This is a genomic window from Variovorax gracilis (assembly GCF_030317115.1).
In the GTDB taxonomy this organism is placed as follows: domain Bacteria; phylum Pseudomonadota; class Gammaproteobacteria; order Burkholderiales; family Burkholderiaceae_C; genus Variovorax; species Variovorax gracilis.
In genome coordinates this window covers 21526-40121 of record NZ_JASZYF010000015.1, presented here as the reverse complement: position 1 = coordinate 40121, position 18596 = coordinate 21526, and the positions used below count along the sequence as shown (strand labels likewise).

At 64.9% G+C, this 18596-nt stretch carries 20 protein-coding genes and 1 pseudogene; 11 read left to right on the top strand and 10 right to left on the bottom strand.

The window, feature by feature from the left end:
• The first annotated feature begins 5 nt into the window (after positions 1–5).
• Positions 6–644 (top strand): ABC transporter ATP-binding protein, encoded by a 639-nt coding sequence (locus QTH97_RS24090; RefSeq protein WP_286571013.1) that lies wholly within the window; start codon positions 6–8, stop codon positions 642–644.
• Between the two features lie 279 nt (positions 645–923).
• Positions 924–1322: a hypothetical protein gene (locus QTH97_RS24085; protein WP_286571012.1), complete on the top strand. Its 399-nt coding sequence runs from the start codon at positions 924–926 to the stop codon at positions 1320–1322.
• 96 nt (positions 1323–1418) lie between these two features.
• On the opposite strand, the gene QTH97_RS24080 is transcribed toward QTH97_RS24085, so the two are convergent.
• The 3 genes from QTH97_RS24080 to QTH97_RS24070 form a co-directional block, all read right to left on the bottom strand.
• Complete coding sequence (locus tag QTH97_RS24080) at positions 1419–4700, bottom strand: adenylate/guanylate cyclase domain-containing protein (protein ID WP_286571011.1); 3282 nt, start codon at positions 4698–4700, stop codon at positions 1419–1421.
• 519 nt (positions 4701–5219) lie between these two features.
• A complete protein-coding gene (locus QTH97_RS24075; protein ID WP_286571010.1) occupies positions 5220–6545 on the bottom strand; it encodes an adenylate/guanylate cyclase domain-containing protein in 1326 nt (441 codons plus the stop codon).
• A gap of 243 nt (positions 6546–6788) precedes the next feature.
• Entirely contained in the window at positions 6789–6986 is a 198-nt protein-coding gene (locus tag QTH97_RS24070; RefSeq protein ID WP_286571009.1) for a CsbD family protein, read from the bottom strand.
• A 231-nt stretch (positions 6987–7217) separates the two neighbouring features.
• Here QTH97_RS24070 and QTH97_RS24065 point away from each other — a divergent pair, with 231 nt between their 5' ends.
• Genes QTH97_RS24065 through QTH97_RS24055 form a run of 3 tightly spaced genes read left to right on the top strand, consistent with a single transcriptional unit; the run spans position 7218 to position 10215 of the window.
• A complete protein-coding gene (locus tag QTH97_RS24065) occupies positions 7218–9149 on the top strand; it encodes a galactose oxidase early set domain-containing protein (protein WP_286571008.1) in 1932 nt (643 codons plus the stop codon).
• Complete coding sequence (locus QTH97_RS24060; RefSeq protein WP_286571007.1) at positions 9149–9616, top strand: hypothetical protein; 468 nt, start codon at positions 9149–9151, stop codon at positions 9614–9616. Before QTH97_RS24065 ends, QTH97_RS24060 begins: the two co-directional genes overlap by 1 nt.
• Entirely contained in the window at positions 9613–10215 is a 603-nt protein-coding gene (locus QTH97_RS24055; RefSeq protein WP_286571006.1) for an SCO family protein, read from the top strand. Before QTH97_RS24060 ends, QTH97_RS24055 begins: the two co-directional genes overlap by 4 nt.
• Here QTH97_RS24055 and QTH97_RS24050 read toward each other — a convergent pair.
• The 3 genes and pseudogenes from QTH97_RS24050 to QTH97_RS24040 all read right to left on the bottom strand — a co-directional run bounded on the left by QTH97_RS24050 (position 10122) and on the right by QTH97_RS24040 (position 12225).
• Entirely contained in the window at positions 10122–10859 is a 738-nt protein-coding gene (locus QTH97_RS24050; RefSeq protein ID WP_286571005.1) for a CocE/NonD family hydrolase, read from the bottom strand. The two genes, QTH97_RS24055 and QTH97_RS24050, sit on opposite strands and share 94 nt — an antisense overlap.
• A gap of 73 nt (positions 10860–10932) precedes the next feature.
• A pseudogene (locus tag QTH97_RS37030) lies at positions 10933–11097 on the bottom strand (CocE/NonD family hydrolase); the annotation flags it as partial.
• Positions 11098–11823: 726 nt separating this feature from the next.
• A complete protein-coding gene (locus tag QTH97_RS24040) occupies positions 11824–12225 on the bottom strand; it encodes a hypothetical protein (RefSeq protein WP_286571003.1) in 402 nt (133 codons plus the stop codon).
• 247 nt (positions 12226–12472) lie between these two features.
• Here QTH97_RS24040 and QTH97_RS24035 point away from each other — a divergent pair, with 247 nt between their 5' ends.
• Together QTH97_RS24035 and QTH97_RS24030 are read left to right on the top strand one after the other, a co-directional pair.
• The gene (locus QTH97_RS24035; RefSeq protein WP_286571002.1) at positions 12473–13504 is read left to right on the top strand and encodes a tyrosine-type recombinase/integrase; all 1032 of its coding nucleotides are present in this window, start codon (positions 12473–12475) and stop codon (positions 13502–13504) included.
• 153 nt (positions 13505–13657) lie between these two features.
• On the top strand, positions 13658–14197 hold the full coding sequence (locus QTH97_RS24030) for an H-NS family nucleoid-associated regulatory protein (protein WP_286571001.1): 540 nt from the start codon (positions 13658–13660) through the stop codon (positions 14195–14197).
• Between the two features lie 127 nt (positions 14198–14324).
• Here the strand turns inward: QTH97_RS24030 and QTH97_RS24025 are convergent, their stop codons facing one another.
• The 4 genes from QTH97_RS24025 to QTH97_RS24010 form a co-directional block, all read right to left on the bottom strand.
• Positions 14325–14678 carry a TrfB-related DNA-binding protein gene (locus QTH97_RS24025; RefSeq protein ID WP_286571000.1) on the bottom strand — a complete coding sequence of 118 codons (354 nt, stop codon included), beginning with the start codon at positions 14676–14678 and terminating at the stop codon, positions 14325–14327.
• Positions 14662–14904 carry a hypothetical protein gene (locus QTH97_RS24020; protein ID WP_286570999.1) on the bottom strand — a complete coding sequence of 81 codons (243 nt, stop codon included), beginning with the start codon at positions 14902–14904 and terminating at the stop codon, positions 14662–14664. Before QTH97_RS24020 ends, QTH97_RS24025 begins: the two co-directional genes overlap by 17 nt.
• 98 nt (positions 14905–15002) lie before the next feature.
• Positions 15003–15911, bottom strand: a complete 909-nt coding sequence (locus tag QTH97_RS24015) for a ParB/RepB/Spo0J family partition protein (protein WP_286570998.1) — start codon at positions 15909–15911, stop codon at positions 15003–15005.
• On the bottom strand, positions 15908–16696 hold the full coding sequence (locus tag QTH97_RS24010) for a ParA family protein (protein ID WP_286570996.1): 789 nt from the start codon (positions 16694–16696) through the stop codon (positions 15908–15910). The genes QTH97_RS24015 and QTH97_RS24010 overlap by 4 nt, the downstream gene beginning before the upstream one ends.
• Before the next feature lie 303 nt (positions 16697–16999).
• On the opposite strand from QTH97_RS24010, the gene QTH97_RS24005 reads away from it, so the two are divergent.
• From QTH97_RS24005 to QTH97_RS23990, 4 genes are all read left to right on the top strand, one after another.
• Entirely contained in the window at positions 17000–17545 is a 546-nt protein-coding gene (locus QTH97_RS24005; protein ID WP_286570995.1) for a hypothetical protein, read from the top strand.
• 63 nt (positions 17546–17608) lie between these two features.
• Positions 17609–17911, top strand: a complete 303-nt coding sequence (locus QTH97_RS24000) for a hypothetical protein (protein WP_286571089.1) — start codon at positions 17609–17611, stop codon at positions 17909–17911.
• Positions 17806–18219 (top strand): TrbC/VirB2 family protein, encoded by a 414-nt coding sequence (locus tag QTH97_RS23995; protein ID WP_286571086.1) that lies wholly within the window; start codon positions 17806–17808, stop codon positions 18217–18219. Before QTH97_RS24000 ends, QTH97_RS23995 begins: the two co-directional genes overlap by 106 nt.
• A 12-nt stretch (positions 18220–18231) precedes the next feature.
• Positions 18232–18591 (top strand): VirB3 family type IV secretion system protein, encoded by a 360-nt coding sequence (locus QTH97_RS23990; protein ID WP_286570994.1) that lies wholly within the window; start codon positions 18232–18234, stop codon positions 18589–18591.
• Positions 18592–18596 lie beyond the last annotated feature (5 nt).

The following is an 18596-nucleotide window of genomic DNA, read 5'->3' as shown; positions in this document are numbered from 1 at the left end:
GCGTCATGAACTCTGCGGCGCGCGCCCCCATTCTCGACGTCAAGGACTTGTGCTTCGCGCACCCCGGGCAGCCGCCGCTGGCGGCGGGATGGAGCGCGTCCATTGGCGCCGGCGTCACGCTGTTGTACGGCGACACCGGCAGCGGAAAGTCGACGGTTCTTCGATGGATGGCGGGCAGCCTGCCCGCTGACGGCCGGCTGACCCTTGCAGGCGCCCGACTTGATGGCGAGCCGGAGGCCTATCAACGAAACGTGTTCTTCGTCGACCCGACGACCGACGCGTTTGACGAGGTCACCGCGGTCGAGTGCACGGCGTCGCTCAAGGCGGGTGATGCGCGCTTCAGCGAGGCGAGGTGGCGAGCCCTCAGCGAGGGGTTCTCCCTGACTCCGCATCTCGCCAAACCGATGTCCATGCTGTCGACCGGTTCCAAACGCAAGGTCTGGTTGGCGGCTGCGCTCGCCTCAGGACGCGCGCTCACATTGCTCGATGAACCCACGGGCGGACTCGACGCCTCATCGATTCGCCTCTTGTGGCGCGCACTCGCCGACCTCGCCGAGGGGCCTGACCGTGCCATCGTCGTTGCAAGCGCCACGCGAATCGGCTCGGTCCCGCTTTCCGGTCTGATTGAACTGCCGCTTCTTTGACGATGTCGGCCCGCGTGACAGGTGCCTTCCCGGCAGCCAGTGCCAGCCGACGCTGCCCCAGGATGCGCGCCGCCTACGGGACTCCCTCGATCCCTTTGGAACGTCATCGTGGTCATGAAGCTGTCGGGCATCCGCGCCTGTTCTCGGGCGAGTTGCCCCTGCGAATGAAACTGCGACGACTATTTAATGCAGGAGAAAGTCCTCATTTCCTCGCTGCGATTGCCGCAGCCGTCCTATTGCACCGCACCAATTGCGAATCGTCGCCCCTACGATGGGCAAATGAACTGCACCCCCAGCGTCGAGGCCGAGTTGGATCTGTTCTTCGCTTGGCTTGCCTATTTTGAAGCCAGCATTCCCCAAAGACGAAATGTCGTCACGCGCTGGTACACCAGCCCGGCATTTCAAGCCTACACAGGCTACTCGTGGTTCAAGCCCTCGACGCCCGGCGAACCGGCGTTGTGCCTCGCGACCATCCTGGTGTCCAGCGACCTTCGTGGCCAGGGCTACCTCACGCGGTTGGTCGAGCGCTTCCGGGACGGCAAGCATGGCTTGCAAGCGCGTGTCCTCTACATCGAAAACATTGCCAGCCCGCGGTTCGAGCGGTGGCTTCTCCGTGCGGGCTTCCAGCGGTGCACGCATGGCACCGGCGAGTTCTCCGCCTACTACCTGGTCCGATAGCCAGCATCGTTCAGAGCCCGCACCGCGTCCGCCGCGCGAACCCGGGTCAGACGCAAGACCGACCTGACAGGGAGGTTGTTGTCGGGGTTCCAGGGGTCATGCGAGCCAGCGCCGCAGGGCCCTCGCAGTACGAAGGTCGGCGACTTCAACGCCTTGGCCGAAGTCGTCGACCACCGACAGCGCGGCACGCGCCGCGCGGCGATCGCGAGGCGCAAGGAAATACGCGAGGCTCATTGCTGCGCGAAGCTCCAGCGACTTCATCTGGCGTTCGCGGGCCAGCGCGACGGCCTCGCGAAGGCGCGTTTCGGCTTCATCCGTTGCGTGCGGGGAGGCGGCCAGCAGCAGGTGGCCGTAAAGGCGGTGTAGCTCCGGTCCATAGAGTCCGTCGTATTGCTTCGGTTCAAGCGACCGCAGCATGTCGAGACCCTTGGCGGGGTGCCCCGTCCGCGCGTAGATCTCAGCAACGAGGCCGAAGCTGATGCTGGCGCTCCAGGGCCAACCTGCACGCAATGAGGCCGGTAGGCTTTTCTCAGCGATGTGAATCGCTTCCTCGGTGCGGCCTTCCTCCACCAGAAGCCGCGCGAGGATGATCGAGGCATGCTCGGGCCCGCCCATCACGCCATGGGCGCGGCCAAGGCTCGAGGCCGCCTTGGCGTGCAGGTTCGCTGCACCATGGTCGCCAAGGTGGTAGTAGACGACAGCGGCGAGCTGGTGTGCGAGCACGGTCGTGCCCGGATGACGCACCCGCCTGGCCAACTGCAGGCCGCGCATGGTGGCGTCGCGTGCCTGGTCGAAGTTGCCGAGCAGCCACGCGCCAATGGCGCCCATCTGGTGGCAGCAAACCCCAGGGTCGTGCGTGCCGTAGTTCCACCATGCCGCGGGTTCATGCTGGCGATAGAGGAGGTGGCCCTGGTCCAGATGAGGCTGGGCTTCCTTCGGCCGCCCCAGTGCGATCGCAGTCGACCACAAGGAATGTCGGGCCTCAAGTCGCATGTATTCGTCATCGCCCGCGACACGCCGAAGCCCAACGGCCAATTCCCCTGCACGCTCGTACTCGCCGCGGCTGCAGTGACAGCCCCAGAGCCCGAACAGCACAGGAAACCGGCGCGAGGTGTCGCCCAGACGATCGCAGAGTTCGAGCGCCTGTGCATAGCATGCCTGGACGTCCCCGTCCCAACCGCCCTGGGTCGCCATCAACGCGGGCCCGAGGCCGACCAGTGACTCGAGGGTGCCGACGAGCGAATCGCGCGTTTCAGGCAGGCCCGCTGCCAAGGCCAACGCCTTTTCGAAGAATCCGATCGCTTCGCGAGGGGCCGAGCGCATGACCGCCCTGGTGCCCGCATCGTTGAGGTATGAGATGGCTTTCACCTTCAGCCCGCCGCGCAGCGCGTGGTGGGCCAGCCATTCGGCATGTTCGCCGGTTCGATCGCGATAGAGTGCTTCGATGGCGGCGACAACTCGCGCGTGCAACTCGCGACGCCGTTTGCCGAGCAGACTCGCATAGCTGACCTCATGCGCCAGAGCATGTTTGAACGTGAACGCGCGGTCGGGGAAGAGCGCCGTCTCGTAGAGAAACTCGGCCGCCTGCAGCCGCGCAAGCGCCGATCGCAGCACGTCCTCGGCGACTCCGGCGATCGATCGCAGCAGGGCGAACGGAACGTCCTTGCCGATCACGGCAGCCGCTTGCAGCAGCTGCTTGTCGTCAGGATCGAGACGATCGATGCGTGCCGCCAAGATCGCCTGCACGGTCGCGGGGATCTTGGCTTCCGCCGATTGGCCCAACCGATAGGCGCCCGGGCACCCGGCAAGCGCGCCGGTCTCGGCCAGTGCGGATACGCATTCCTCGATGAAGAGCGGGTTGCCTTCGGTGCGCTCGACGAGGTGCTGCCGCAGATCGCGCAGTTCGCTTGCCTGGCCCAAGAGCGCGTCGAGCAACGCCCCGGCGGATGCGCGCGGCAAAGGCTCGAGGCGCAATTGCCGGTGTTGCGTCTTCTGCCGCCGCTGATGCTTGGCTTCGGGCCGGTGGCTCACAAGCAATAGCAGTTTCGCAGCAGGCAGGCCCTCGACCAATGCGTCGAGCACCGCCCGGGTTTCCGTGTCGATCCAGTGAACGTCTTCGAACACGAGGACGACGGGCCGCACTTGGCTCTCGCGCAGGACGAGCCTCCTGAGGGCGTCGAGGATGGCTTGACGTCGCTGACCGGGGTCGAGGCGCTGCCAGGGGTCGTCTTCGGGAAGCACGTCCAGCAGCGCCCAAAGGGCAGGCAGCGTGGCCTCCAGAGTGCGATCGAGCGACCGCAACCGGGCGGCCACGCGATCGCGGACTCTGCGCGCGTCGTCTCGTTCCTCGATCGCGAAGTAGGTCTTGAGTGCTTCGATGACGGGCAGGTAGCCCTTCGCTCTGCCATAGGAAACGCAGCCCGTTTCGAGGACGAGGCAGCCCTGGGTGCTGCGAGCGTGAACGAACTCGTGCAGAAGGCGTGACTTGCCGACTCCTGCCTCGCCGACCACCGTGACGAATTGCCCGTGGCCCCGGGCTGCAAGGTCAAAGGCATCCGCCAACGCGTCCATTTCGCTATCGCGACCTACGAATCGACCCAGCTCCCGGGTTGCCGCGGCCTGCAGCCGGGCCGGCGCCGGGCCGACACCGATCAGTTCATAGGCCTCGACCGGCTCGCGCAGACCCGCGACGGCGATCGGCCCCAACGGATTGGCCAGCATGCGCCCCTGCGCAAGGCGGAGCGTCTCGGCGGTGATCAGGATCGAGCTCGCACTCGCGCTCGCCATCTGTTCCATGCGAGCGGCGAGGTGTGTGGTCTGTCCAACCGCCGTGTAGTCCATGTGCAAGTCGCTGCTGATCGAGCGAACGACGACTTCCCCGGAGTTGACGCCCACCCGGATCTCAACCGGCGTGGTGCCTGCGCGGCGCAGCCCTTCGCTGTAGCGTGCCACAGTCGCTTGCATTCGAAGCGCCGCGCAGCATGCACGCACTGCGTGATCTTCATGGGCGATCGGCGCACCGAACAGTGCCATGATGCCGTCGCCCATCACTTGGTTGACGGTGCCCTCGTAGTAGTGGACCGCTTCCATCATTTGCTCGAGCATCGGGTCGAGGATGTTGCGAGCCTCTTCAGGGTCACGCCCGACCAGCAACTCCATCGAACTTTTCATATCGGCAAAGAGCACGCTGATTTGTTTGCGCTCGCCTTCGAGTGCCATCCGGGAGTCGATGATCTTTTCGGCCAGATTTCTCCGGATCGATACCTCCGGCGGCGCAGGATGCATTGCCACGGGCGTTCCCGACAGGAGCGGATGCGCACAGTCGTTGCAGAACTTGGCCCCTTCCGGGTTGTCGTGCTGGCAATGAGGGCATCTCATGGTCGTTAAATCTTGCGACTAGTTGCTCCGAGGTGATCCCGCTCGCCTTCAGCTCCAAGACGACATTCCTGCCATCGCGATCCATGTCTTCGAAGAAGGCGGTCCGGACGCGATGCCGGCCGGCCTCCCCAGCTCGCAGCCATCGGGCTTCTGTGCGCCGGCCTGGTTGGTGCGCGACGCGCGTTCGAAAGCCAGGGCTTGCGACTCAAGCAGGCCGTGGCACGCAGCGCAAAAACCCTTTCACTGCCTCGTCCGACCCGGGCCCCTCTTCCGACTCGTCCGACTCTTCCGACAAATCCTCAAGAACGTTCGGGCTTCTTCGCATGAGCGGCCGTGTGCTCGTCGCCTTCCGGATCGTGCCACCCGCGCGTCGGGCCACCCGCCTCGCAACCCGCGAAAGTGGCGGTGCTCCCGTGGTCCGACCCACGAGATCAGCGCCGCCCTGGAGCGGCCGTTCGGAGCGTCGCCGATGCCCCGTGAAGGTGTGCGAGCGATGTGCCTGGGACAGGAGTGAACACCTCAATGCTCCACGGCAAACAACCGCCATTCATCAGAATTTCCCTTCAGGCGTCGCATCCCCCGATCCTGAAATGACAGTCCGGAGCCCGCCACCAGATCCCTGACGGTGCCCGAAACAAGCACCTCGCCCGTTTGCGCATGATTCGCCACACGCGCACCTGTATGCACTGCAATGCCCGCAACCTTGTCGCCGATCACTTCACACTCCCCGGTGTGCAACCCGGCACGGATCTCGAGCCCGAGCGCGCGTACCTCGCGGGAGATCGCGCACGCGCAGCGGACGGCGCGAGCCGGCCCGTCGAAGGTGGCAAGGAAGCCGTCACCCGCGGTGTCGATTTCACGGCCCCGGAAATGCGCCAGTTCGCGACGAACCACTGCATGGTGACTTTGGAGTAGATCATTCCAACCGCGATCGCCCAGCGCGGCGGCGCGTTCGGTCGCTCCCACAATGTCGGTGAACATGACAGTGACGAGCAGCCTTTCGGGCTCGGTGCCGCTCCGAACGCCGGTGAGGAACTCTTCAACCTCATCGAGAATGACCTCGCAGTCGCAGCCCCAAGGGATGTGGTCGATGCCGTGCAGTTCGACCAGCTTCGCTCCGCTGATGCGCTCGCACATGTATTGGCTGGCACCGAAATCGATGAGCCGCTCGTTGCGGCTGTGCAAGATCAGCGTAGGAACGCGGACCGCGGGCAGCACATGGCGAATATCGATGTCCATGTTCATGCGCAACAACGCAGCCGCCGCGGCAGGGCTCGCACTGGAGCGCAGCCAGTGCGCCCACCAATGACGGCACCGTTCGTCGTCGGCTTTGCTCGGCCACCGTTGCTCGATGCCGACAGTCCCGCCCCAGTTGCGTTCCACCTCTTCGGCAAAAGCAAGGGCCTGTTCCCTGGTCGGGCCCCACGGATAGTCAGGCCCCTTGATGCGCCGCGAAAAAGCACCGCCCATGATGAGCGCAGTGGCTCGATCCGGGTATGTGGCGGCGAACAGCGCGCACATCGCGCCTCCTTCCGAATAGCCGAACAAGGCGGCATGTTGCGAGCCCACTGCGTCCATTACCGCGCGCACGTCGTCCATGCGGACTTCAAGACTGGGCATGTCGGTGACGCGGTCTGACAGACCGGTTCCCCTCTTGTCGAACATGATGAGGCGGGAGAACGAGGCGAGCCGCGACAGCATCCGCGCCAGCCCTGGCTCCTCCCAGAAAACATCGAGATTGGAGACCCACCCCGGAACAAGCACGAGATCGCGCGGACCATTGCCAATCGTCTGATAAGCGATGTTGACGCCACCGCTCTTCGCGTAATGGGTCGTGGGAAGCATTGAGGTCTGCCCTTGAAGCTTCGGTCTTCCGGTGTAGGCAGGAAGCTTGCCACAAATCGAAGCGCTTCGCGACCGCCTCCCGCCACAGCCGTGGGCACGCGTGGCACCACGATGGCGTGGCCGCGTTCAATGCGCGCGGTAGCGGAAGCAATCCGCGCGATAGAAAAGGCATTGCGCGCGGCCACCTATGCAACAACAGCGCTGCAATGCGTGATGGAGCTCGACGCGGGAACCGCTCGCAGGTCAGGGCTTCCGGTTTCCGGCCTTGACCGCGTCCTTCGCTGCCTCCTTCACGTCGCCTGCGGCCTTCTGCACTGTCCCTGCAGCTTTGTTAGCCGCACCTTCGGCCTGCATCTTCTCGCTGCCAACGACCTTGCCGACCGCTTGTTGAACGTCACCCTTGGTCTTTTCAATGGAGCCCTTGACTTGGTCCTTGTTCATAGCAATTCCTTGGTTACCGTGGCGTGTCGCCACGACATCGGGGTATGGACCGGTCGCGGCGCAAAGATGTCAGACAGCGCGCCGAAGGCGCGTGGCTTGTCGGGATTGTGTCTTTTGACATGCCCAGCACGAAGCGCTTGAAATGAGGCCGCCGCGATGACTCGTTCGGTTGTATCGCGTGCGTCTGAGGTCTAAGCTTCGCACCGGCAATGACCACTGAAAGGAGGAGCGATGAGAAACGTTCCATCCATGCAAGCCTTGCGTGCGCTCGGCGCGGTGTCGCTCGCACTCGTGGCTGCGTGCGGTGGCGGCAGCAGCGGCGACGTGGGGAGCGGCGGGCAGGGCAGCGCTGCCGCTCCCGCAGGCAAGGTGCAAGGCGCACCCGCTTCTGCAGCCAAGCCGACGGCCATCGCGGAGCCGGGCGCGGCACTGATCACCCCGACGCCGGGCAGCAAGCTGCCCGGCCGCACGGCGACCTTCGTCTGGTCGGATCGAGGCGCCAGTGAATACAGCCTCACGATCGAGTCGCCCCCCGGGGCCCCGCCCCTGCAGGACATCGTGACGAGTTCGACCTCGTTGAGCGTGAGTGACCTGCCGGTCGACGGTGGCGAGATCATGGTGCGGCTCGGCTCCCGCGTCGATGGGGAATGGCTGCCTGCCAATGCGTACACCTTCACGGCCGCGGGCTACACCCCGGCGCAGTCCACCGCCGCAAGCAAGCCCTGGTCCGACCCCATTGCTTTGCCGCTGGTGCCCGCCTCGGCTGCCCAACTGCCGGACGGCAGACTGCTGTTGTGGTCGGGGCGCTCGCCCAACGACTTTTCCAAGAGCAGCTGGCACGCCTGGACCTTCACGTCGGTGTTCGATCCGGCGACGCAGACGGCCGGTGGCCTCTCGATCACGGCCACCGCCCACCAGATGTTCTGTCCCGGACTCAGCATGCTGGCCGACGGCAGCATCCTGGTCAGCGGCGGCAGCAATGCGACGCGCACATCGCTGTACAGCCCGGCGCTGGGACGCTGGGCGGTCGGCGCCCAGCTCGGGATTGCGCGCGCCTACAACGCCAGCACGATCTTGTCCGATGGCTCCGTGTTCACGGTCGGCGGATCGTTTGACGGCGGACTCGGCGGCAAGTCGGGCGAGCTTTGGTCCGCGAGCACCCGGACCTGGCGCACATTGGCCGGCGTGCCGTCCGACATGCCGAGCGCGGCCAATGCCTCCGATCCCCCGCTGAACGGCCCCGACGCGGCCGGGGTGTACCGCGGCGACAACCACATGTGGCTGTTCGGTGTCGCCGACGGCTGGGTGTTCCACGCGGGGCCTGCCGCCGCGATGCATTGGATCGACACCCGCGGCAGCGGTGCGATCTTGCAGGCCGGCTTGCGTGGCGACGACCCCTACGCCATGACCGCCAGCGCCGTGATGTACGACACCGGCAAGATTCTCAAGCTCGGCGGCGCCCCCAACCACGACAGCGGCGACGCCTTCAACACGGCCTACATCATCGACATCCTGTCCGGCCCGCCCAATGCACCCGCCGTGCGAAAGGTGGCGCCGATGGCCTACGGGCGCACCTTCGTCAACAGCGTGGTGCTGCCCAATGGCGAGATCGTGGTGATCGGCGGTCAGACGCAGCCCTTGATCTTTTCCGATGCGTACAGCGTGCTGGCAGCCGAGCTCTGGAGCCCGGCGACGGAGAGCTTCACGACCTTGCCGCCGATGCAGAAGCCCCGCAACTACCACAGCGTGGCCTTGTTGCTGATGGATGGCCGCGTGCTGTCGGGCGGTGGCGGCCTGTGCGCCTGTAGCGGGGACCACCCGGATGCGGAAATCTACACGCCGCCCTATCTGCTGGCACCCGACGGCTCGCCCGCTCCGCGCCCGGCCATCGCGGCCGCGCCGGCCACGGCCACGTGGGGCAGCCAGATCAGCGTGCAGACCGACCGCGCGGTGGAACACTTCGCGCTGGTGCGCATGAGCTCGGTGACCCATTCGGTGAACACCGATCAACGTCGCATTCCGCTCTCCTTCAGCGGCGCGGAGGGCAACTACCAGTTGAGCATCCCGGCCGAGCGCGGGGTCGTGCTGCCGGGCAACTACATGCTGTTCGCACTGGACGCCAAGGGCGTGCCGAGTGCGGCGCGCACGCTCAACATCCAGTAGTGACCCGCCACGCTCACACGCCGGGACGGACGATGGCGCTGGGACTCGCAATAGCGTTGACGACGCGCGCCGGCTTCGGAGGGCAAGAGCCTTCCGTGCCGCCCTCGGTGTCGCGCGGCGCGCGCCTGTTCGACGGCACGGAGCCGCTGGCCGGCACCCTGTCCGGCCACAGCGCGCCCCTGCCCGCCGCAGCGACGCGTTGCAGCCAGTGCCATGCCGGCCCGGGTGCGCCCGGTGCGACGGGTTCTTCCTTCGCGCCACTGCTCGATCGGCACCTGCTGCTTGACGCCCGGCCGCGCCGTGGCGGGCCGCCCGTGGCCTACGAAGCGGTGACCTTTTGCCGAACCTTGCGCACCGGCGTTGACCCGGCTCATGTCGTGCTGCCACGCGCGATGCCGCGCTTCGACGTCGACGATGGCCAGTGCGCGGCCCTGTGGGAGTACCTGACGCAGGAGATCCGCAAATGAATGCGCCCCTCCTCCATGCCCGTCATCCCCCAGTGCGGTCGGCTCGCCGGCGTCTGCTGACGGCGGGCGCGTTGGCCTTGCTGGGGATGCCCGACACGGGCCGCGCCGCTGTCGGCGTGGGTCCCGTGGTGCCCGCGGTGGCCGCCCCGGCGTTGCCGCTGCGACGCCATGACGGTGCCGCGCGCACGCTGCAGGTGCAATTGCGCGGAGCGGTCACCGCCGTCCAATTGATGTTCACCGGCTGCAGCACGGTCTGCCCGATCCAGGGCGCCTTGTTCGCAGCGCTGCAGGCCGCCATGGCGGCCGAGCGCGGTACGACGCTGCGCCTGCTGTCGCTGAGCATCGATCCTCTGGCGGACGATCCCGCCGCCCTCAGTGCCTGGTTGCGACGCTTCAACGCAGGTCCTGCATGGAGCGCGGCCGCCCCCACCCGCGAGGCGCTCGAGGGCATGCTCACGCTGTTCAAGGGCGCAGCGGCCGCGGGCGATCGCCATACCGGCCAGGTTCACGTGTTCGACCGCGACGCCCGGCTGGTCTGGCGCACCACCGAACTGCCGCCGACGGCGGAGGTCATGGCCGCACTTCGGCGCGCTGCATAGCCGCCGCCCCAAGCCGTGGCGCCGGCGGCGGGAGCTACCGCAGCGCTTCGCGCAGCCACATCACCGGGTCGGCCGGGAAGCCAGGCGAGGCCGCGCTCACCCATCAGCGCCACCTGTACATGCGGGCCGTTCGCGAGCCGGTCGATGGCGGTGAAGGTATGGGGCAGGTGCAGGGGCACGTTCTGCCAATCGCAGCCCAGGTACACGGGCACCTCGACTTGCCCCAGCATGGGCAGCATGTTTCGCTTCTCCCCCCAGGCGTCGCGCAACGGGTGTTCGACCGCGACGGCGCGCCAGAGGTCGTCCCACGGGTGGGCGGCATGATCGAGCTTGAGGATCATCTTCAGCCCCGCGATCGCGGCCTCGCCGTTCAGTGCTTCGAACTTGCGGTGCACGCCCGGCTTCAGCAGCAGCGAGCGCACGGCCTCCAGCAGGTGGCTGCGCCACAGCTTGTTGGTGCGCCCGGCCGTCATGCCGATCATGTAGAGGAAGGGCGTGATGAACCCACTGCTCATCAGCCCGTGGTGCATGCTGGAGCCATACAGATCCCAGGTGCCGGCCACCGGCATGATCGCCTTGAGGTGGGGCGGCCTTTCGACGGCGGCTTCCATCTGTGTGCAGGCGAAGTAGCTGAATCCGACCATGCCGACGTTTGCCGTCGGACCACGTCTGCGTCCCCGCCCATTCGACACGGTCGTGCATGCCGCGGCGCTCCTGCCCGTCCATGAAGCCGAAGACGCCCTCCGAACCGCCGGTGCCACGCAGGTTGGCAATCACGTGCACGTAGCCGCGCGGCACGAAGAAGTCGCTGGCGCCGGCTTCGACGAAGCCCAGCGGCGCTCCCAGGTTCTGGATCTGGCGCGGATAGGGTGATGCTGCCACGAGTTACCGCGTAGCGACCCGTCTGCGCGGGTCGGTAGACGTCGGCCAACAGCCGGGTGCCGTCGCCCAACCACCTCGTCTTCGTCGCGCACGACCGTGTGCACTGGTTGTGACAAGTCACGATGGTCGCGCCCCGTCGTTTGCGGACCGTTCCGGTGGCGTTGGCCTTCGTCGATGCCGGAGGATTGAAAGGTGCTCATGGTCTTTTCGTGTCCAGGAGAATGCTTGCGCCTCACGCCAAAGATGCGTTGGCCTTGACCTTGATCATCGGTGCGGCGTGGGTCTATCAGTGGCTCCGGTGTCCCAAAGCTGATCCTCACGTTCCGGATCGCGTTGGGCAGTCCTCGACATGGCCGGCTTGGACCCAGCACGTCGCCTCCCGACAAGAGGCAGGCGCACCGGAGACGATGGCCGGTCATCCAGATGCCAGGCAGCCCTCGGCATCGACGACCGGCCTCAAGGCAATTCAGACCTGGCTGGCCCAACGCCCGACGACACAAGCGCAGACACAAGTGCAGACACGGCAACCGAGGCGCAGCCCCGACCTATGGACCCATCACAGGGAGCCGATGCAAGGCGGACCCTGCATCCCTCCGCTCGACATCGGTGCCGTGGTCGGGACCGCGCGCCTGTTTCAGCCCCGCATGTCGGCGGAATCGTCGACTGCCTGATTCGGCACTGTGACCCGAAGGGACCTCGTGCCGACGATGTCGACACAGGCAAGCTTCAGCAACAGCCCACCATGCTGCGCCGCCATTGCCCGAGATAGGCGCCGCCCGGCGTTGCCGTTCGTTGCAGGTTGGCGAACAGTCCGCGTCGACGATCGCTGCTTGCTGCGAAGATTGACCGATAGCCCTGCAGATCGTCGTCGCCCAGCGCCGATGGCACTGCGGGCCCGTTGTCGCCGGCCGCTCGAGGCGTGGCTGTCAGCGCCATCGTGCTGCCGAGCCCGGCGTAGAGACAGCGCCCGCCAAAGGCTCTGCGCAGCGCCGTGAAGGTCGGCTCGCCGGTGCAGTGACCGGGGGCGACGTACGCGACCTTGTAGGTGTCGAAGCGCTGGGAAAGCGAGCTCCCTGGTCGATCGGGAGTGCGACCTCGCCCGCTTGGAGAGCGGTTCGCCGGAGACAACTTCTCGGTCGGATTGACCGTGGTGGCAACGCAGTGCTTCGCTCCGAGCGCGGGGCCCTCTGGCCGCTCAGTCCGTGAGCGAGATTCCTCAGGCGTCGACCGCTTGCAGCCCCGCCCGCCAATTCGCAGTGACGAACAATATACTAACGGCAAGAGCTAAAAACACGCACAATCGCACGAACTCTGCAGCAATTGCCGTGAATCAGAGCCGCAACCAAACATACAAACCGATGCCGTTAGTATATTTATGATCTCATCCCTGTCTCTTTTCGACGAGGTCGCTGCCCAGCGGGATCTGCTCGACGCCTTCGACGCGTGGCTGACGGATCAGCGCGGGACCGGTGCTCTGCGGCAGCCGGGATCGATCGAGGTGTATCGCGAGATGTGGCACGGCTTCATGGGCTGGTGCCTGGCCCAATCGCCACCTGTCACGCTGGAGTCGCTTGACGTGCACGATCTGCAGGCGTTTCAGGCTGCCCGCTTCGGCATGAAGAGCGCGGACCTCTCCCTGACTCCCCGGCACGCCCTTCGGCTGGTGCGCCTGATCGACCGGGTGCTGCGCCACCGCGCAGCGCAGTCCAACGATCAACCGAACACGGCGGTCTCGGAATGGCTCATCGACAACCCCCACGTGCGCTATGCCGAGGCCGCCAGCGCCGACCCATTGCCAGAATTTCTCTCAGTAGCTGAGGCAAAGCAGCTGATTGCGTTCCTGTCCAACGCGCGCCCTCGCCCAGGCCTCACCGGCGCACGTCGCGATGCCCACGCGGCTTTCACGTGGCAGGAGCTCCGCAATCGCGTTGCCGTCGCGCTGCATCTGGGAGGGGGCCTGACACCTGCAGAGGTGCGTGCGCTCACACTGAGTTCACCGATCTCACGGGGCGGCCGCATGCGGGATCGGCCCTGGAAGATCTCCATCCCCGCCAGCGGGAACTCCCCAGCGCGCGAGACACCCATAGCGCCTTGGGCCGGCGAGCTCCTGCAGCACTGGCTCCAGGTTCGCTCGGAACGAAAGATTCCAGGCGACATGCTCTTTCCTTCAACGGCCGCGGGCAAGCCCTGGAGCAAGCAATCCCACTATTCGACAACGAGGCAACTGCTCGCGGATGCCGGTCTCGATGACAGCGAAGGCGGAACCTTCAAGCTTCGACACACCTTTGCGATGCGGCAACTGCGCCGTGGCACGGCGCCTGCGGAAGTGGCTCGCTGGCTCGGCGTTGAGGTGGCAGTGATGGATCGCTACAAGCACGTCGTGAGCAGGCCAATGGACGTTGTCTGAAGGCGCTTGGCGAATGTGTGAGAACTGTCAGTACCAAGTGCGTCGAAGGGGGTATCAGAAAGCCAATCAGCGAACTTCTTGCCCATTCATCATCTTTGCATCCGAAGTGGCAGAATCACGGCCCAAGGAGTCGCAGTACTCTTTCAACCGGGAATGAATAGAAAGCAAGCAATGGCACAAACCTATAAACAGCTTCAAAAGCAAATCGAGCAACTCCAACGCCAGGCTGATGCGTTGCGTGACAGCGAAATCAAAGGCGTTGTCGACCGCATCAAGGTCGCGATTGCGCACTACGGCCTGACTGCCGCCCATCTGGGCCTTGACTCCGTTTCGAGCAAGGCCACGGGAAAGAAGACTGCAAAGTCCTCCGCCCAGTTCAGCGATGGAGCCGGCAACGTGTGGTCAGGCCGTGGCCCGCGTCCGCGCTGGCTGCGTGAAGCGTTGGCTGCGGGTCGATCGATCGACGATTTCCGGGCAGGTTCGAGCACCAAGTCGAAGTTGGCTTCTGCGATCGGTCAAATGGAAGCTGCAAAGTCTGCAGCGAAAGCACCCGCCAAGAAAGCCAAGCGCGCACCTTCGAAGGTCACGTACAGCGACGGCGCGGGCAATTCGTGGACCGGTCGTGGTCCGAAGCCACGGTGGCTGAAGGCCGCAATCGACAGCGGCAAGACGCTGCAGGACTTCGTGAAGTAATCGCTCTCGCGCCACAGCAAAAACTCTTCTTCCGTCCGGTCCTCTGGCGTCGAGCTCTACGCTCCTTCAGCGTCCTTGGATCGGACCTTCATCGAGAGTCTGCCTCTTGCCACCGCGATTGCAGGATTCAATCTCGCAGCTCTGAGCGCGACACCTTCGAGCGCCCGAGTTCCGAGTCATTCGTTGCGTTCAGCGAGGCCAGCTTCCTGTCATACGCACGCCGGGCGGCCTCCACGGCCTCCGCGGGCCCACACAACGTGAGGCTGGCCCAGCCATCACGGAGTTCCTCGCCCTTGGCGGCGTCCAGCACTGTTTTCCTGATCGCGTAGATACGCTGAAAGATAACCCCGTACTCTGCGGCCAGCAGTTTAGGGCGCTCGTTGTCGAGGAACAGGCGCCGGGCGATTTCCAGCGTTCGGGGGCCGAAGCGGCGCTCTTTGGCAATCCGCTCCAGTTGCGCCTCGTCAACGGTCGTAGTCATGTGTCGGCAAGCTCATGAACAGGCTCATCAGGCCCAAATACAGCCAGTAGAGCATCAGCATGCCCATCGAGAACGCCAGCATGCCCCAGCGCGGAAAATGTGGGTCTCCAATCAAAAACCCGAAGATCAGCGTCACCAGAAAGCTCAGAAAGGCGACTGGCACGAGCAGCGCCCGCACGATCGGCTCACCGAGTACAAGCAACGCGCAAATCGCAATTCTCGTCAACTGAAATGCTGCCGCGCCGGCCCAACACAATGCCGCCACGACGCACGGCCGGGACCTGAAAGCAGGATCCGCCCATTCCTTCGCATGCCGAGCCCCATTCATTCTTTTTCTTCCGTGGCCCAGCACACCAGGCGCAATTCCCCCAAGGGGACCGAACGGCTGGACCCATCGCCAAATCGCACCTCCCCCACGTCGCCGTCGTGCGCCTTGATCCGAAGCGACCCACGACGTCCCTCGTGGACCACAACCAGCACTGTGCGTCCCCCGCTGGGCCATGTCGATCGGGCGCTCACACGCCGTATCTCCGCCGCCTCGACTGGGTCGCAACGCGCGCGGGCAAGCAACGCATCGACGCTGGACCGATTCACGGCTAAATCACTGGCGACGACAAGGGCCAGCGTTTCCGGCGCTTCGCGCCAAGCCGAGACCAGCCGATAGAGCGTGCGCACGTCTGCACCGACGCGACCCTGCGCAACAGCAGTCTTCAACGCGTCCGGTGCGTCGATGAGTGCCGCAGCTTCCGTGATGAAAGAGCGCGGCTTCGCCAGTCGCCTGGCGATCTCGGCCCGCGACGCTCCCTCGCGTTCACGTTCGCTGATGAATTGCGCCAGGTCGAACGCGGACATGTCTTCGCGGTGCAAGTTCTCAGCCGCCTGGGCAAACGGATCGACTCGCTCGTCGATGAACGCCGGCACCGTGACCAGCCCGGCTTGTCGCGCTGCCCTCACACGGCGTTCTCCACGGTTGACGACATAGCGGCCGACCGCAGCCGGATGGCTGCGCACCGACACCGGCTCAAGCACGCCATGCAGGCGAATGGATGCACTCAGCTCCTCGATGCTTTCCTCTCTGAAGCTACGTCGCGGTTGTGCGGGATCGAAGTCCAGCATCGACAGGTCGACCTGTATCGGCGGGCATGGCAGAGAGACTCCCTCCCCTGCCGCCAGCAGATCAGAGGGGCGGAATTGCGAGAGGGCGCTGAGGTCAAGGGCATCCAGATCGCTCATGCCGTCGCCTCCTGCCCCGCCTTCGAGTGGCCTTCGATGCACACCTGGAGCCGCTCGAAGACCTCCTTCAGTTCCGCGCTCGCGGCTCGCGCGGCGCTCTTGGGCAATGCCCAGACCGCTCGCTCTTGCGCAAGCGCCTCGGGAATCGCAGAGCGCATCGACACCACTGCCGGAATCACAAATTCCGGATAAGTCCTGACCAGTTGCTGCATCGCAAGCTTCTGTCGCGCCGAATGCGCATTGAAGCGGTTCAGCACAATCCCCGCCAGGTGCAGCCGCGGGTTGTATCGCTTGCGCACGCCGAACACGGTTTTGAGCATGTCGGTCACCCCGTCGATGCTGTATTCCTCCAACTCGATCGGACAGACCACCGCGGTCGCCGCAATGAGCGCCGCACTCATCCGCAGGCCCAGCGCGGGCGGCGTGTCGATGACCACGGTGTCGAACTGTTCCGAGACCCGGCGCACGCTGCTGCGAAAGGTCGGAATGACCTGTTCGGCCTTCGCCAACTCGATATCCGCCAGCTTTTTTGACGCACGCACCAAGGTCATGGAACATGGCGCGCGCCGGATGGACCAGTCGAGCGATCGATCCTCGAACAATGCCACCGACGCCACGTCGGAGTCGAACCGCCGCAACGTCTTCGATGCATTCGCCTGGGTGTCCAGGTCGATGAAGCACACCGACTGGCGATGCACATCCGCGAGCCACCATGCATAAAGCACCGACAGAGTCGACTTGCCGACACCACCCTTCTGGTTCCCAAACACGACCACATTCGACATGGCAGCACCTCACCGATTTCGCGCTCGCCGCAAGCGCCGATCTGTCAACTCGCTACAAGAGGTAAAGCACTTTTCCAAGTGCGTTGCCTCGGTCGCAACCGTCCAGTGGCACATGGGTTGCGACTTCGCACCACCGGCTGGCGACTTCTCAATGTTTTCGCGCAGTTAGCGTAGTCCTTCTTTTTTCGTTTGTCGAGATGTTCTATAGCTAACTATAGAATTTCATGTGATCTGCTTTTGTTGACAACCGGGATCGTAGTGGCGGACATTGCGCCCATGCGAGTTGCGTGCGGTCATGGCGGCATGTTTACGAGACAGGAGTGGCGATCGGCTGCGATCACATTCATCGTCGTGGTGGGCTGGATGTCATGCGCGAACGGCGCTCTTGCGCAAGCTGCAAGTTCTGCGCAGCGATTTGTTATCCCGGCCCACCAGGTGGCGCGTGACAACGATCGAATTGAAATCCTCCGGCAGGAGCTGTACAGATCCGAAACCCTGCTGGAAGCACTCGCCCACCGAATGGCCGAGCGTCTGGCTGCGTCCGATGCCACGGGCGCAGCAGATGCCGAAGAACAACTCCGCCGCACCCGAGAAGACATCGTCGGACTTCAGCGCGAACTCGCCATCGTGACGCGTCCCGCTGGCTCGAAGACTAGCGGAGGCGCGGTCGCCGTGCCCAGGGCCACGCCGACGGCATCGCCGTCTGCGACGCCACCGACCACGCCACGAATCACGCCGTGGTGGGACGTCTACGGCAAGGGTCGCCGCGCCGACCCCGTCGTCCCGGTTTCCGTAGCACCGCCTCCTGAACAGGCGGTGCGAACTGTTTCTGCCCGTCGACTGGAGTAGAGCCCATGCTTCCGAGAACTTTCGTTCACAATTCGGTGCCATCCCAATTCATCACGGTTACCCATGGCCACCGCCGTTCGGCTCAAAACAAAGACAGACAAGACCTCTCGCCCGACCGGCAATCCGGTAAGCCAGCTCGAGCTTGTCGAGCTGCTCCACAAGCGGGCGGTGAACGAAGTGATCATCGTCGAGGTGGATCCTGGGAGATTCCAGATGCAACCCATCGTTGCCTGGCGCTTCGGGCGGAGCGTCCTGATCGGATCCTCGGGTCAGCCGAGGACCTTTCGCAGCCTGGAAACCCTGATCACCCATCTGAAGACGCTGGGAATCGGGCGAACTCTCGTGCGGCTCGAGCTTCTGGACTAGTCGACCCGGCAATCCGCTCACCCTGTTGGGCCCATTCCCTCTGGGTCACGCTGCTGCCAGCTCTCTGTACGATCCTTCCCGATCTGGCCCAGGCCGGCAGCCCGTTCGCCACCGGCGCGAATGCCACCCAACAGCAGCTCACCATGATCCTGACACCGATCGCCGCGGTTGCCGTCATGGTGTCCGGCGCGATGGCCTGGTTCGGACGCTTGAGTTGGTGGTGGATGGTCGCCGTCGTCATCGGCACCGTGCTGGTCTTCGGCGGCCCCCAGATCGTCTCCTGGATTCGCGGCCTCTTCGGCGTCTGAAGGACAGCGACCATGAGCCGCAACCAGGGGATCTTGGCAGACCCACTCTTCGTGGGGATGACCCGGCCGTCGATGGTCTGGGGGGTCACCTACTCGGCCATGATGTTCAACCTCATCGTCATCACCGAATCCTTCATCGTGACGAAGAACCTTGCATGGCTCTTGGCCTTCGTGCCCGTCCATGGGGTGCTGTATCTGGTGTGCCTCTACGAGCCGCGGTTCTTCGACCTCTTGCAGCTGTGGGGACGTACGCGCCTGCCCGCGATGCTCCGGGGAAACCTGCGGTACTGGCGCGCCAGCTCCTACAGCCCCCTGACGCTGGACCTGCCCGACGACCGCGGCCGCCGGCGCAGTGCGCCAGTCTGGATTTGATCGGA

Excerpts from the sequence above, each read along its gene's own strand:
- QTH97_RS24015 (WP_286570998.1), bottom strand. The coding sequence starts at position 15,911 with ATGAGCGATCTGGATGCCCTTGACCTCAGCGCCCTCTCGCAATTCCGC.
- QTH97_RS24030 (WP_286571001.1), top strand. The coding sequence starts at position 13,658 with ATGAATAGAAAGCAAGCAATGGCACAAACCTATAAACAGCTTCAAAAG.
- QTH97_RS24025 (WP_286571000.1), bottom strand. The coding sequence starts at position 14,678 with ATGACTACGACCGTTGACGAGGCGCAACTGGAGCGGATTGCCAAAGAG.
- QTH97_RS24000 (WP_286571089.1), top strand. The coding sequence starts at position 17,609 with ATGGCCACCGCCGTTCGGCTCAAAACAAAGACAGACAAGACCTCTCGC.
- QTH97_RS24050 (WP_286571005.1), bottom strand. The coding sequence starts at position 10,859 with ATGGTCGGATTCAGCTACTTCGCCTGCACACAGATGGAAGCCGCCGTC.
- QTH97_RS23990 (WP_286570994.1), top strand. The coding sequence starts at position 18,232 with ATGAGCCGCAACCAGGGGATCTTGGCAGACCCACTCTTCGTGGGGATG.
- QTH97_RS24085 (WP_286571012.1), top strand. The coding sequence starts at position 924 with ATGAACTGCACCCCCAGCGTCGAGGCCGAGTTGGATCTGTTCTTCGCT.
- QTH97_RS24010 (WP_286570996.1), bottom strand. The coding sequence starts at position 16,696 with ATGTCGAATGTGGTCGTGTTTGGGAACCAGAAGGGTGGTGTCGGCAAG.
- QTH97_RS24075 (WP_286571010.1), bottom strand. The coding sequence starts at position 6,545 with ATGCTTCCCACGACCCATTACGCGAAGAGCGGTGGCGTCAACATCGCT.
- QTH97_RS24070 (WP_286571009.1), bottom strand. The coding sequence starts at position 6,986 with ATGAACAAGGACCAAGTCAAGGGCTCCATTGAAAAGACCAAGGGTGAC.
- QTH97_RS24065 (WP_286571008.1), top strand. The coding sequence starts at position 7,218 with ATGAGAAACGTTCCATCCATGCAAGCCTTGCGTGCGCTCGGCGCGGTG.
- QTH97_RS24005 (WP_286570995.1), top strand. The coding sequence starts at position 17,000 with ATGTTTACGAGACAGGAGTGGCGATCGGCTGCGATCACATTCATCGTC.
- QTH97_RS24055 (WP_286571006.1), top strand. The coding sequence starts at position 9,613 with ATGAATGCGCCCCTCCTCCATGCCCGTCATCCCCCAGTGCGGTCGGCT.
- QTH97_RS24035 (WP_286571002.1), top strand. The coding sequence starts at position 12,473 with ATGATCTCATCCCTGTCTCTTTTCGACGAGGTCGCTGCCCAGCGGGAT.
- QTH97_RS24090 (WP_286571013.1), top strand. The coding sequence starts at position 6 with ATGAACTCTGCGGCGCGCGCCCCCATTCTCGACGTCAAGGACTTGTGC.
- QTH97_RS24080 (WP_286571011.1), bottom strand. The coding sequence starts at position 4,700 with ATGAGATGCCCTCATTGCCAGCACGACAACCCGGAAGGGGCCAAGTTC.